The organism is Thermodesulfobacteriota bacterium (assembly GCA_040756475.1).
Lineage (GTDB): Bacteria > Desulfobacterota > Deferrisomatia > Deferrisomatales > JACRMM01 > JBFLZB01.
Genome location: JBFLZB010000008.1, coordinates 1 through 13,119, shown reverse-complemented (window position 1 = coordinate 13,119; position 13,119 = coordinate 1). Strand labels below are relative to the sequence as shown.

12 protein-coding genes are annotated in these 13,119 nt (G+C 68.7%); 4 read left to right on the top strand and 8 right to left on the bottom strand.

The genetic code is table 11. The annotated features are described in order from the left end of the window. Nucleotides 1-154: 154 nt before the first annotated feature. The 8 genes from AB1578_02240 to AB1578_02205 form a co-directional block, all read right to left on the bottom strand. Nucleotides 155-766 carry a hypothetical protein gene (locus AB1578_02240; protein MEW6486718.1) on the bottom strand — a complete coding sequence of 204 codons (612 nt, stop codon included), beginning with the start codon at nt 764-766 and terminating at the stop codon, nt 155-157. After that, nucleotides 763-1,350 carry an orotate phosphoribosyltransferase gene (pyrE, locus tag AB1578_02235; GenBank protein ID MEW6486717.1) on the bottom strand — a complete coding sequence of 196 codons (588 nt, stop codon included), beginning with the start codon at nt 1,348-1,350 and terminating at the stop codon, nt 763-765. Before pyrE ends, AB1578_02240 begins: the two co-directional genes overlap by 4 nt. 10 nt (nt 1,351-1,360) lie before the next feature. Beyond that, nucleotides 1,361-2,755: an amidophosphoribosyltransferase gene (purF, locus tag AB1578_02230; protein ID MEW6486716.1), complete on the bottom strand. Its 1,395-nt coding sequence runs from the start codon at nt 2,753-2,755 to the stop codon at nt 1,361-1,363. Between the two features lie 255 nt (nt 2,756-3,010). Next, complete coding sequence (locus AB1578_02225) at nt 3,011-3,832, bottom strand: phosphoribosylformylglycinamidine synthase subunit PurQ (protein MEW6486715.1); 822 nt, start codon at nt 3,830-3,832, stop codon at nt 3,011-3,013. A gap of 43 nt (nt 3,833-3,875) precedes the next feature. Next, entirely contained in the window at nt 3,876-6,872 is a 2,997-nt protein-coding gene (locus AB1578_02220; GenBank protein MEW6486714.1) for a phosphoribosylformylglycinamidine synthase subunit PurS, read from the bottom strand. Nucleotides 6,873-6,959: 87 nt separating this feature from the next. Further along, nucleotides 6,960-8,258, bottom strand: coding sequence for an adenylosuccinate lyase (gene purB / locus AB1578_02215; GenBank protein MEW6486713.1), 1,299 nt, complete (start codon nt 8,256-8,258; stop codon nt 6,960-6,962). Nucleotides 8,259-8,298: 40 nt separating this feature from the next. Beyond that, on the bottom strand, nt 8,299-9,045 hold the full coding sequence (locus AB1578_02210; protein ID MEW6486712.1) for an MBL fold metallo-hydrolase: 747 nt from the start codon (nt 9,043-9,045) through the stop codon (nt 8,299-8,301). Between the two features lie 178 nt (nt 9,046-9,223). Next, a complete protein-coding gene (locus AB1578_02205) occupies nt 9,224-10,111 on the bottom strand; it encodes a TIGR02757 family protein (GenBank protein ID MEW6486711.1) in 888 nt (295 codons plus the stop codon). Nucleotides 10,112-10,342: 231 nt separating this feature from the next. On the opposite strand from AB1578_02205, the gene AB1578_02200 reads away from it, so the two are divergent. The 4 genes from AB1578_02200 to AB1578_02185 all read left to right on the top strand — a co-directional run bounded on the left by AB1578_02200 (nt 10,343) and on the right by AB1578_02185 (nt 13,012). Next, the gene (locus AB1578_02200; protein MEW6486710.1) at nt 10,343-10,933 is read left to right on the top strand and encodes a tetratricopeptide repeat protein; all 591 of its coding nucleotides are present in this window, start codon (nt 10,343-10,345) and stop codon (nt 10,931-10,933) included. Nucleotides 10,934-11,293: 360 nt separating this feature from the next. Further along, nucleotides 11,294-11,728 (top strand): antitoxin Xre/MbcA/ParS toxin-binding domain-containing protein, encoded by a 435-nt coding sequence (locus AB1578_02195; GenBank protein MEW6486709.1) that lies wholly within the window; start codon nt 11,294-11,296, stop codon nt 11,726-11,728. Next, nucleotides 11,725-12,216 carry an RES family NAD+ phosphorylase gene (locus tag AB1578_02190; protein MEW6486708.1) on the top strand — a complete coding sequence of 164 codons (492 nt, stop codon included), beginning with the start codon at nt 11,725-11,727 and terminating at the stop codon, nt 12,214-12,216. Before AB1578_02195 ends, AB1578_02190 begins: the two co-directional genes overlap by 4 nt. Before the next feature lie 397 nt (nt 12,217-12,613). Continuing rightward, nucleotides 12,614-13,012 carry a hypothetical protein gene (locus tag AB1578_02185; GenBank protein MEW6486707.1) on the top strand — a complete coding sequence of 133 codons (399 nt, stop codon included), beginning with the start codon at nt 12,614-12,616 and terminating at the stop codon, nt 13,010-13,012. Nucleotides 13,013-13,119 lie beyond the last annotated feature (107 nt).

Genomic DNA, 13,119 nt, shown 5'->3' with positions numbered 1-13,119 from the left:
ACGGCGGGGAGTTCTCCCCCCTCGCCCTCGCAATCCAAATCGAAGTCGGTTTCGACCCCGACCCCGATCCCGATTGCGATACCGATACCGATTTCGAACGAGAGAGGGACAGGCAGAGCAACGTCCGTTGCCCGTTCGGCAAAGCGCTCTGCCGCTAGAACGCGAAGCGCAGGGTTCCCAGGGGGCCGGTGAGCACCAGGGTGGGCGGCAGGTCCGCCCGGGTGCCGTCGAGGATGGGGAAGAGCAGGGAGTACTCCCGGGTCCAGCGGGTGACGTAAGGGTGCTCCACGGCGCTCTTGTCGGACTTGGGAAGGTAGATGACCCGGACCGGCTCGGAGCGCTCGCCCCCGGGCAGGGTCAGGTAGACCCGCCATAGGGTGTGGGCCGATTCCAGGTCGTTCCAGTCCTTCTTGGGGGTGTAAAGGGCCAGGTGGAACTCCCTCACCCTCCGGCCGGCCCGCTCTTCCTCGAGCCGCAAGGTGCGGGCGGCGTCCCCCTCGAGGCGGTACGCCGCGATGCTCGTTTCGGCGAGGGCGGACCGGAGCTGGGGTGACTTCCACGTGGCCCAGCCTTTGGCCACCGTGTCGAGGGCGTCGTAGAGCTCGGCGCTGCGGGTGTGGCGGGGGAGCAGGGCGCCGTAGGCCGTTGCGGGCGAGGCAAAGCCCCGGGTGACCCGGATGTCTTCGGGGCCGTACGCGCACCCGGCGCCGGCCAGAAGTGCCGCCGCGACGAGGAACGCCGGGAAACGCCCTCTCGGCCGGGTCATGCGTCTTCCTCCGCGTCCCGCCTCCCCCGGACCTCTGCCTTGGTGAAGAGGGCCTCGAAGCGGTACCCCCGGCCCTCCAGGGCCTCCCGGCCGCCCTCCTGCCGGTCCACCAGGGCCAGGACGCCGAGCACCCGGTAGCCCTCGGACTCCACCCGCTCGACCGCCTGGAGGCTCGACCCCCCCGTGGTCACCACGTCTTCGAGCACCACCACCCGGGCGCCCGGGGCGAGGTTTTGCTTGCCTTCGATCCAGCTCTGGGTTCCGTGGCCCTTGGGTTCCTTGCGCACGATGAAGGCGGGCAACCCCGCCCCCTGGAGGCCGGAGACGAGGCTCGTCGCGGTGGCCAGTGGGTCGGCCCCCAGGGTGGGGCCCCCCACGGCGTCCACCGCGCCGAAGGTTCCCAGCCGTTCCCAGAAGAGGCGGCCGATCAGGTACGCGCCCCGGGGGTGCAGCGCCGTTTGTTTGCCGTCCACGTAAAAATTGCTTCGGCGCCCCGAGGCCAGGGTCACCGGCCGCTCCTGGTAGGACTTCTCCCGGAGGAGCGCCAGGAGCTCTTCCTTCAGTTGGTCGAGTGATGGTTCCACGGCGTTCTCCTTAGAACAACCCCAGCTGCGTCCCCTCGGGGCGGTCGGGGTGGATGGGGTAGTTGCCGGTAAAGCAGGCGTCGCAGTAGACATACGGCCCGTAGTCTGTTGCCCGCTGCAGGCCCTCGCGGCTCAAGTATCCCAGGGTGTCCGCCGTGAGGTAGCGGGCGATCTCCGCCACGGAGTGGCTCGACCCCACCAGTTCCTTGCGTGTGGGGGTGTCGATGCCGAAGTAGCACGGATAGCACGTGGGGGGAGAGGACACGCGCATGTGCACCTCGCGGGCGCCGGCCTCCCGGATCATCTTCACGATCTTGCGGCTCGTGGTGCCGCGCACGATGGAGTCGTCGAGCACCACCACCCGCTTTCCCTGCAAGACGTGGCGCACGGCGTTGAGCTTGAGCTTGACCCCGAAGTGCCGGATCGACTGCTCGGGCTCGATGAAGGTTCGCCCCACGTAGTGGTTGCGGATGAGCCCGAGGGCAAAGGGGATGCCGGACTCCTCCGCGTAGCCGAGGGCCGCGACCATGCCCGAGTCCGGCACGGGCACGACCACGTCGGCCTCGACCGGGTGCTCCCGGGCGAGCTCCCGGCCGAAGGCCTGGCGCACCTGGTAGACGGGCCGGCCGAAGATCACCGAGTCGGGGCGCGCGAAGTAGATGTGTTCGAAGATGCACTGGCGGTGGGGGGCCGGGGCAAAGGGCCGAAAGCTCTGGAGGCCCTTCTCGGCGCTGATCATGAGGATCTCTCCGGGCTCCACCTCCCGGATGTATTCCCCTTCGATGAGGTCCAGGGCACAGGTCTCGGAGACCACCACGAAGGAGTCCTTCACCTTGCCGAGCACCAGGGGCCGGAAGCCGAAGGGGTCGCGCACGGCGATGAGGCGCTTTTCCACCAGGACCACCAGGCTGTAGGCCCCCTGGACCTGGCGCAGGGCGTCCACGAGCCGGTCCAGGAGCTTCTCTTTCTGGCTCCGGGCGTAGAGGTGGGCGATGACCTCGGTGTCGTTGGTGGTGTGGAAGATGCTGCCTCGCCCCTCCAAGCTCCGACGCAGCGCCGGGGCGTTGACCAAGTTGCCGTTGTGGGCGATGGCGATGGGCCCGTGGACGGTGTCGGCGTAGAAGGGCTGGGCGTTCTTGGCCACGCTGGCCCCGGTGGTGGAGTAGCGCACGTGGCCGATGGCGTGGCTGCCGGGGAGCCGGGCGAGGATCTCCTCGTCGAAGATCTCCTGCACGAGCCCCATGCCGATGTGCATGCGCATCGTGACCTCGTCGGAGGTGACGATGCCGGCGCTTTCCTGCCCCCGGTGCTGGAGGGCGTGGAGCCCCAGATACGCGAGGTTGGAGGCCTCCGCGTGGTTGTAGATCCCGAAGACCCCGCACTCGTCGTGCCACCTGTCGAACATGCGCGCTCCCGATGGTTGTCCAGTGACCCGAGGACACGGGGATACCCGCGCCCCAAAGAGAAACGTCTGGCGCGGCTGCGCCTCCGGCCGCCGAGGCATGTCAGCCCCTACCCCCTTACCGAATCGGAATCGCAATCGAAGTCGAGATCGATTTCGAGATCGATTTCGATTTGGACGGTGCATCCAGGTGGCCTGTAATCCCCACCACCTGCTTCCGTGGCGCGGGCGGCCGACGCCCACGCGGTCTGCCTCCGGCTACAGGAGCTCCCTGCGGATGAGCTCCACCGCGTTGCGAAAGAGGGCCAGTCCCTGTCCTTCCTCGGGCAGCTCTTCCCGGGTCCAGCGCGGGTGGTTGGTGCGGTGGAGGAAGGCCTCGGGGTGGGGCATGAGCCCGAAGATGCGCCCCGTGGGGTCGCACAGCCCTGCTACCGCCCCTACGCTCCCGTTGGGGTTCTCGGGGTAGCGCTGGGTGGGCTGGCCGTCGGAGCCGGCGTAGCGCAGAGGTACGAGGGCCTGGGCGCCGACGCGCCGGAGCACGTCGTGTTCTGCGGGCACGAACTTCCCCTCCCCGTGGCGCACCGGGTAGTAGAGGCGGTCGAGCCCCCGGGTGAAGACGCAGGGGCTCGCCGGGTCGACCGCCAGGTGAACCCAGCGGTCCTCGAAGCGGCCCGAATCGTTGTGGGTGAGGCTCGCCGTCTGCTCGGCGTACCGGCCGTCGAGCCCCGGCAGCAGGCCCAGCTTCACCAGGAGCTGGAAGCCGTTGCATACGCCCAGGACGAGCTTGCCGCCGGCGACGAAGCGCAGGAGGTCCTCCAGGAACCGTCGGCGCCCGTCGTCCTGGATCTTCCCGTACTTGAGGCGCACGGCCCCGGCCTTGGCCGAGCCCAGGTCGTCCCCGTCGGAAAAGCCCCCCGGGAAGTTGAGGAAGTGGTAGTCCGCCAGGTGAACCCGGCCCGAGAAGACCTCGGCCAGATGGACGACGTGGGCCTCGGCCCCCGCGAGCCGGCACGCATGAGCCATCTCCCGTTCGCAGTTGACCCCGTTTCCGGTAAGCACCAGGGCCTTGACGGCCTTCATCGCAGTTCCTTTCGCAGAGAACCCGTCGGACGGGTCGGCCCTCTCAAATCCCAGCCAGCGGTTCCTGCCATGCCTTCTTCAGGGCCGCCAGGGGCGCGCGCACCACCTCGCCGCCGCCCAGCCCCGCGAGCACGAGGACGGGCTCGGCGGTCACCTGGCCCACCCTCGCCGCCGCTCTTCCGTCAAAGAGGGCCTCGAAGGCTGGGGTGTGGGCCGGGCGCACGGTCACCACAAAGCGGCTCTGGGACTCGGAGAAGAGGAGCTCGTCGTTCCGGGTCAGCCCTTCGGCGGGGGCGCGGGCCAGGTTTGCGGCGATGCCGAACCCCCCGGCAAAGGCGGTCTCGGCCAGCGCCACCGCGAGCCCGCCGTCGGAGCAGTCGTGGCACGAGGCCACCAGGCCGCGGCGGTGCGCCTCTTCCAGTGCCCGGTAGAGGAGCAGGCTCTCGTCGACCCGCACCTGGGGCACCTGGTTGCCGATGAAGCCCCGGGCGGCCCAATACTCGGAAGCCCCCAGCTCGGGTCGGGTGGTGCCCAGCACGTACACCGCGTCGCCGGGGCGCTTTGCGTCCATGGTGGTGCACCGGCGCACGTCGTCGACCTTGCCGATCACGCTGAACAGCAACGTGGGCGGGATGGAGATCTTCGTCCCCCCGACGTGGTAGTCGTTCTTCATCGAGTCCTTGCCCGAGACGAGCGGCACCCCGTAGGCCACGGTGAGGTCGTAGAGGGCTTCGTTGGCCCGCACGAGCTGGGCGAGCTTGTACTCCCCGTCGGGGGTGCGCTCGCTCTGCACGGGGTCGCACCAGCAGAAGTTGTCGAGCCCCGCCAGGTGCTCCAGGCTGGCGCCCACGCACAGGGCATTGCGCACCGCCTCGTCCACGGCGGCGGCGGCCATCCAGTACGTGTCGACGTCGCTGTACCGGGGGCAGATGCCGTTGGCCGTCACCACGCCGGAAAAACGGTCCAGGAGCGGCCGCACCACCGCTGCATCGGAGGGCCCGTCGTTGGCGACCCCGACGAAGGGCTTCACCACGCTGCCCCCCTGCACCTCGTGGTCGTAGCGCCGCACGATGGATTCCTTGGAACAGACGTTGAGCCGGCCCAGCAGGCCCAGGAGGTCCGGCGTGAGGTCGGCGGGGCAGGGGGACGCGGGTTCTTCGTGGATCGGCTTCTCCCACCGGGCCGCGAGCTCCATGGCAGGGAGCCCGTCGTGGAGGAAGTCCAGGGGCAGGTGGGCAACGGTGTTTCCCCGGTAGCGGGCCTCGAAGGCCCCGCTCGCGGTGAACTCGCCGATGTCGGTAGCCTCGACCCCCATCTCACGGGCCAGGGCCAGGAATCCCGGGAGGGTCTCGGACGGCACCGCGAGCGACATGCGTTCCTGGGATTCGGACACGAGGATCTCCCAGGGGTGGAGCCCCGGGTACTTGAGCGGCGCCCGGTCGAGATCGAGCACCGCCCCGTTGGACTGCTCGGCCATCTCCCCGATGCTCGAGGAGAGCCCGCCGGCGCCGTTGTCGGTGATCGAGCGGTAGAGCCCCCGGTCGCGGGCCAGCAGGAGAAAGTCGTAGAGGCGCTTCTGGGTGATGGGGTCCCCGAGCTGGACGGCCGTGGCGGGGCTGCCTTCGTGGAGCTCCTCGGAAGAGAAGGTGGCGCCGTGGATGCCGTCCTTCCCGATCCGGCCGCCCGCCATCACGATCCGGTCGCCGGGCCGGGCGCGCTTCTCGTGGCCCGGCGCGCCCGCGACGAGTCGGGGGATGAGGCCGGCCGTGCCGCAGTAGACCAGGGGCTTTCCGAGAAAACGGTCGTCGAAGACCACGGCGCCGTTGATCGTGGGGATGCCGCTCTTGTTGCCCCCGTGCTCCACCCCGCGCACCACCCCTTCGTAGATCCGCCGGGGATGCAGGAGCCGCGGGGGCAGCTCGCCCCGATAGAAGGGATCGGCGAAGCAGAAGGTGTCCACGTTGAAGAGGAGCTGGGCGCCCATCCCGGTGCCCATGGGGTCGCGGTTGACCCCCACGATCCCCGTGAGTGCGCCGCCGTAGGGGTCGAGGGCCGAGGGGGAGTTGTGGGTCTCCACCTTGAAGCACAAGGACCACTCGTCGTCGAAGGCGATCACCCCGGCGTTGTCCACGAAGACCGAGAGGCAGTAGTCGTGCGCTCCCAGGCCTTTTCGCACCCGCTCGGTGGCGCCCACGATGTAGGTCTTGAAGAGGCTCTTCACGGTGCGGATCTCGCCCGAACCGTCGTCGTAGCGGATCACGGCGTTGAAGATCTTGTGCTTGCAGTGCTCGGACCAGGTCTGGGCCAGGCACTCGAGCTCCACGTCGGTGGGCACCGGCGGCAGGCCGAGTTCGGCGCGCCGGCTGCGCACGGCGGGGTCCCGATAGTGGCGGCGGATCGCCTCCATCTCCTCCAGGGTCAGCGCCAGGAGCCGCTCCTTGGAGAGGCGCAGGAGCTCGGCGTCCGAAACCTCCAGGTCCACGGCCTCCACCCGGCCCTCGGCGGTTTCCCGCACCCGTGGCACCCGCACGGCGAATCCCCCTCCCGCGCCGAACTCCTCCCGGGAGAGGATCTGCGCGTGCTGGATGAGGGGGTTGGAAAGGAGCCCCTCCACGAGGGCGCCCACGTGGCTTCGCGCAAGCTCTTCGCCCCGGAGCAGGTACTGGACCGAAGTATAGGCCTGGAGCTCGTGGGGAAAGCTCTGGTCCAGGAAGGCTTCCACCGCCTCCTTGGCGGTGCGCCCCACGTTGTCGGTAACCCCCGGCAGGAACCCCACCTCCACCGCCCAGTGGAAGGCCGGATAGAGGCGCAGGGCCAAGGGGGCGCCCGCGCAGGCATCCTGGATCACCGGGTCCGACAGGGGCTCCCGGGCGGCTGCCTCGGCCTGCTCGGGGGTGAGGCCGAGATCCAGGGTGTATACGTCGAGGGTGCGCACCTCCTCCACCGGCAAGTGGAGGAACTCGCGCACCTCCCGGGCCACCCCCTCCCCCCGAGGGTCCCGCAGGTGCCCCTTCATCCCTACTTCGATCCGCTGTGCCATTGGGGGAATCCCTGTGAAAAGTGAGAAGTGAAAAGTGAGAAGTGAAGGGAGGGGACGGTCTCCCCTTCACTCTTCACGTTTCACCTCTCACGCCTCTCCGAACACCCTGCGAAAGATCGTGTCCACGTGCTTGAGGTGGTAGCCCAGGTCGAACGCCTCGTCGATCTCGGCCGGGGTGAGCAGCGCCGCCACCTCGGGGTCGGCCCGGAGAAGCGACTTGTAGTCGGCCCCTTCCTCCCACACTCTCATGGCGTTTCGCTGCACCAGGCGGTAGGCGTCCTCCCGGCTCGCGCCCTTCTCCACGAGCTTGAGGAGCAGGCGCTGGCTGTGGATGAGGCCCCCCGTGAGCTCCAGATTGCGGAGCATGTTGTTCGGGTAGACCACCAGGTTACGCACCACGTTCGTAAACCGATGGAGCATGTAGTGCAGCAGGATCGTCGCATCGGGGGCGATCACCCGCTCCACGCTCGAGTGGGAGATGTCGCGCTCGTGCCAGAGGGCCACGTCCTCCAGGGCCGCCTGGGCGTAAGAGCGCAGGAGGCGCGCGCACCCCGAGAGGTTCTCGGTGGCGATGGGGTTGCGCTTGTGGGGCATGGCGGAGGAGCCCTTCTGCCCCTTGGCGAAGTGCTCCTCGGCTTCGAGGACCTCGGTGCGCTGGAGGTGGCGGATCTCCACGCAGAACTTCTCGATGCTGGTGCCCACCAGCGCGAGCTGGGAGAAGAACTCGGCGTGGTGATCGCGAGACACCACCTGAGTGGAGACCCGGGCGGCGGCGATCCCGGCCCGGGCGCACACGTGCGCCTCCACGAAGGGGTCGACGTTGGCAAACGTGCCCACGGCCCCCGAGATCTTTCCCACCGCGATGGCCTCGCGGGCGCGCTCCAGGCGCGCGAGGCCGCGGCGCATCTCGTCGTACCACGAGGCCAGCTTGAGGCCGAAGGTGACGGGTTCGGCGTGGATGCCGTGGGATCGGCCCATCTGGGGCGTGAGCTTGAACTCCCGGGCCCGGGCCTCGAGCACCGTCAAGAGCTCCCGCACCTGTGCGATGAGCAGGTCCGCGGCCTCGACGAGCAGCATCGCCAGCGACGTGTCGAGCACGTCCGAGGAGGTGAGCCCCATGTGGACGAAGCGGGCGTCGGGCCCCACGTGCTCGGCCACGTTTGTGAGAAAAGCGATGACGTCGTGCTTGACCTCGGCCTCGATCTCCTCGATGCGTCCCACCTCGAAGGCCGCTCGGGTTCGGATGGTCGCCAGGGCCTCGTCGGGGAGCTGGCCCAGGCGGTTCCACGCTTCGCAGGCGTAGAGCTCTACCTCGAGCCACTTCCGGTAGCGGTTTTCGTCGGTCCATACGGCGGCCATCTCGGGCCGCGAGTAACGTGAAATCATGCTCGTTGTCCGTTGCCCGTTGTCCGTTGGAGCACGGGGGTCAGAGGGTGACGAGCCGGCCAGGGCGGTCCTGGCGGGCTACGAGGAGGGTCACGTCGCCGGCGGCTCCGGTCTGTTCCAACACGTGGTGCGCGGCCCCGAAGGCCAGGCGCGGCTCGTTGTTGATCTCCGAGAGGTGGCCGAGCACGACCGCGCGCAGTTCCGGGTGCACGAGACCCCGGAGCAGTTCCGCACACTCCCCGTTGGAGAGATGGCCGTGCCGGGACCGGATGCGCTGCTTCAGATGCCAGGGGTAAGGGCCTCGGGCCAGGAGGTCCACGTCGTGGTTCGACTCCAGGTACAGGATGTGGGCATCCCTCAAGGCGTGGCGCACCAACTGGGAGACGAAGCCGAGATCGGTGGCGAGGCCGAGGACGCAGGCGCCGTCGGTCACGCGAAACCCCACCGAGTCCGGGGCGTCGTGGCTCGTGGAGACCGGCCGAAACTCCAGGGCGTCCACCCGAAACGGGTTGCCGGGCTCGAAGAGCCGCACCTCAACCCCCTCCAGCCCCGAGGGCCCCAGAACCCGGTGGGCGCTGCCGCGACACGCCTCGGTCAGGTAGAGGGGCACCCGGTACCGGCGAGCCCACACCCCCGCCCCGGAGAGGTGGTCCCGATGGCCGTGGGTCACCACCACGGCCGCCACTTGGCGCGGTTCGATCCCGGCGTGGTCCAGGCGCCCTGCGAGGTGCCTGCCCGGGAGCCCGGCGTCCACGAGCACACCCCGGCCGCCGCTCCCCACGTACACCGCGTTTCCCTTGCTGCCGCTGGCGAGAGCACAAAGCTCCAGAAGATGCTCCTCGTACGTCGGCTCGGGGGGGGGAGTCGAGGGCGCGATGATAGCGGAGGGGAGGGGTCGATTCAAGCGCCGGGACGAGTGCCGAGTCCCTCTCGCCCGGCTCCGGGCCCACAGGGAACCAACCCGCCTAGGGCGAGGCGGCCTGCCCCCGGGGTCCCCGGCCCATGCCGAAGCGGAAGAGGCTGAAGTCGAAGCGCACGGGATCGGCAGGGTCGCACCGCCGCAGCGCCTCGGTGATTTCGCAGGCGGTCTTCCAGTCGGCAGCCTTTCGCGGGGTCAGGCCCAGTTCCCGGCCGGCGCGGGCCACGTGGGTGTCCAGGGGAACCACCAGGCGCGCCGGGTCCACCGCGCCGTGCCAGAACCCGGGGTCCAGTGCGTCCCGGCGAACCATCCAGCGCAGATACAGGCACAGTCTCTTTGCCGGCCCTCCCCCCGCTGGAGACGCGACGAGGTGGCGCACCGGGTGGTTCGCCGGAATCGTGCGGCTCGGCAGCAGGGGGCGCGGGTCACCCCCGAGCAGGGCGTCTGCAAAGGCTGACAGGGCCGGGCCGATGGGACCCCCCGGGTCGCCCGCCCGAAACGCCCTGAGCAGGTCGTCGTGACGGTCCAGAAGCTGCCGCAACAGGTGGAGGAACAGTGCCAGGTCGGATCCCTTGTGAAAACGGTACGAGAATTCGGCCGTTGCTGCCAAGAGTTCTGCCGGCGAGGCCCCCTCGAGAAATCTTTTCGGCGAGGGCGCCAGGATGGAAAAGACCCCTTCGAGGGTGATCATGATCTGTGCCACCTGGCCGTAGGCCAGGGAGGCGGCGATCAAACCGGCGACCTCCCCCTCCCGGGGCTCTCGAAAGCGGCGGGCGAAAACCAACGGGTCCGGGGCGAGGTTCTCCAGCCGATGGTGCCGCCGGTACAGCCGCTCCAGGAGCTCCGGCAGGGAGCCGGGGGGCGAGAGCGGTGCGCAAGGCGCCCCGGTGGAACGGGCCGTGCCCTTCGCGAGGGGTCCAGCACTTCGGCGCATGGTCGCCTTCCTTCCCGCTTGCATCGTTCCGGCACGCATCTTGAAAACGTGAGGACCCGTTCCCAAAGACGTCCTGCGTCGGGTTGCTGCGGGGTAGCGTAGGCGGTAGGTTTCTCCAGGCCCCTGCCGCGAGCGCGTCCGGTGCGCGGGCTCACATCGGCGCAGGGGAGGGTGTGTAGGTTCCTGCTGTTTTTGTGAACCGATTTTCCCTGCGTGGGGAAGGAGGCAGACATGGCCTACGGTTTCGCACTCTTGACCGCCGTGCTGGTCGCGTCGGGCAGTTGGGCCGGGAGTATCCCGCGATCGTCCATCCTGATCAAGGATGCGGGCAACCAGTTCCTCGAAGCCAAGCGGTATGCGGACGCCATCGACTGCTACTTTCAGGCCCTGGAACTCTCTCCGAACTTCTCCGAGGCCCACTACAACCTCGGAGTTGCCTTCCTCCGAGGATACAACGCCACCCCCCTCGCGCTCTACCACTTCGAGAGGTACCTGGCCTTGGAGCCTGGGGCAGAAGATGCCGAGAGCGTGGGAGCCCTGGTGTCCACCCTGAGAGAGCGGACGCGGACCCTGCGGGCGCGGCCTGGGGAGGTGTTGGGGGTTGTGGCGGGGCGGCTCGTGGTGGCGGGGGGGGCGTGGCTTCGGCCGGGAGACCGGCTGCAAGTGTCGAAAGAGGGAGAGCCCCCGTGCGCCCACCTGCTGGCTGCCTACGTCTACCCCGACCGGGCCCTGAGCCAGAGGATACGGGACCCGGGCGTGCTCGAGCAGGTGAGGGAGGGCATGCTCGCGGTCAACACCTCCGAGTGGCTGACCGAGCGCTGATTCGTGAGCCCCGGGGCGCCGCACCGGGTCGACCATCGGCCTCCAGCGGGCCGTGGCGGGCATCCCGAGCGTTCCGCAAGAACAAAGAGAAGGTAAGGATGTCCCCATCGACACCATCGACAGGCGAAGAGAGCGACACATTTCTGCCCGACCTCTTGACCGACGAGAGGGTCCGAGACAAAGTGTTGGCTGCTCGGCTGGCGGCCATTCGGCGAGAATCGGCCACTGTCTCCCCAAGCCCCTGCGCCCGGCGCGTGGCCAAGGCCTCGGTGAGCCACGGATGCGTTGCTCTCTGCCATGTGGCATGGTACCGTAGCGCCATCAGTGCACCAGGCTGGCTGCGCCCAGAGGAGGCCAAGGATGGGACTTCCCGCTACCGTCAGTGACATGCTCGGGGGTCGACCAATCCTGCGCAGTGCCGTGGACTCTCCTGACGCCATGATCGACCTCCTGCGAGAGGGACTGCCGATTCCTGCTATGGATCGCACGGCGCAGACGCTTGGATTGAGCGCCGAGGAGACCAGTCACGCGTTGGGCATACCCGCGCGCACCCTCGCCAGGCGGCGCAAGGACAAGTACCTCAAGCCCCACGAATCCGACCGGCTCTACCGGCTTGCGCTGCTGGCCGTCCATGCCTTGCACGTCTTTGACGACGAAGAGCAGGCGGCGGGGTGGTTCCACGATGCGATCCCCGCGCTGGGGGGACAAACCCCGGTGTCGCTTCTCGACACCGAGGCCGGCATTCGACTCGTGGACGAGGAACTGGGCCGCATTGAGCACGGAATCTTTGCTTGAGCGAGGTCTGGCGGATCACCAAGCGGGAACACTGCGAGAACAACCCGCTCTCTGGTGAAGGAGCAAGACGCTACCCTGGGCGATGGCACCCTCGGGGGACCCCCGTCCTCTATACTTCGAGGACGCTTTCCCTGGCGGCGCTGGAGGTGTTTGTCCACCTCCCTGCCCGCAAGCACCTGCCGTCGGATCTTGTCGCCATCCAGATCGACGTCTCCGGCGTCTCTGTGCGTCGCGTAGGGGTGGAGGAGCTGCCCCCCGACTGGGACCGTGCGCTGCCTATCGCGGCGACACAAGAGTTGGCCCTGGGGTGGCTGGAGGCTGGAGATGCCTGTGGTCTGGACGTACCTTCCGCCATCATCCCGTTCGAGCGGAATCTGATCCTCAACCCCCGCCACCCGGACTTTGAGACCGTCCAGGTGCTTTCGGTGCAACCCTTCCGGTTCGATCCCAGGATGTTGCAGCCGAGTGACTCGGCGGCGCGACACTAGCCCCTCTTCGAGGGCCGGTCTTCTCGGACTACGTCGCCAAAGGGGGGGTCGTGGACGACATCCGGGAGGACTTCCCGGGCCTGGTGGAACTCGTGGAAGAGGCGCGGCCCACCGGGTAGGCCCCCCACCCCAGACAAGAGCCCCCGAGGACCCCTCGGGGGCTTTCTTGCGCCTTGGAGCGGCTCGACCTCTTCCTTCCTGGCGAACGGGAGAGGGTCCCGCCGGAGGGCTGGGAGCCTGAAGTGGTAGAAATCAACCGGAGCGACTGCCCCTTCGAAAGGAGCGCGACACTATGAACGGAAACGGCACACACGCGGCAACCCCAGCGATGAACGCGGCGGCGGCACTTGAGAGGTTTCAGGATGTAAACGCCCGGCTCCAAGAAGAGCGAGCGGAGGTGACAGCCCTTGAGGGCCGTCTCTACGACCTTGCCCTTGGCGGTAGCCGGGCACTGAACCCGACCCAAGGCGCCCTTGCCCTGGCCCTGGGGCAACCGGCGGACCTCGACGCGGCAGGGGAAGACGACCCTGACGGGGTCCGGGAGCGACTGCGCCGCGCCCGGGCCGGGGAGCGGGTGGTGGGCGAGGCGTTGCGCATCGCGCGGGAGCGATGGGGAGAGGCGAGGGCCGCGGCGGACCTGGAGCGGTGGCGCCGGGAGGTGGAGCCCGAGCACCGGCGGGCGGTGGAGGCACTGGGGAAAGCCCTCCTGGCAGTGGCCGCCCCACGTGTCTCCACATCATCGTCGGATTCCCTGCCACCCCCCGTGAACGCTTACACCTGGGTTCCGCCCCCGTAAGCAGACGGGTTGGAGAATCGCCAATCATTCCGGGGGCATCCACGGGGGCCTCGAAAAGGTCGTGTGTCTACGGTTTCGGGGGCAGGGGCGCGAGGTCCAGAATCGGC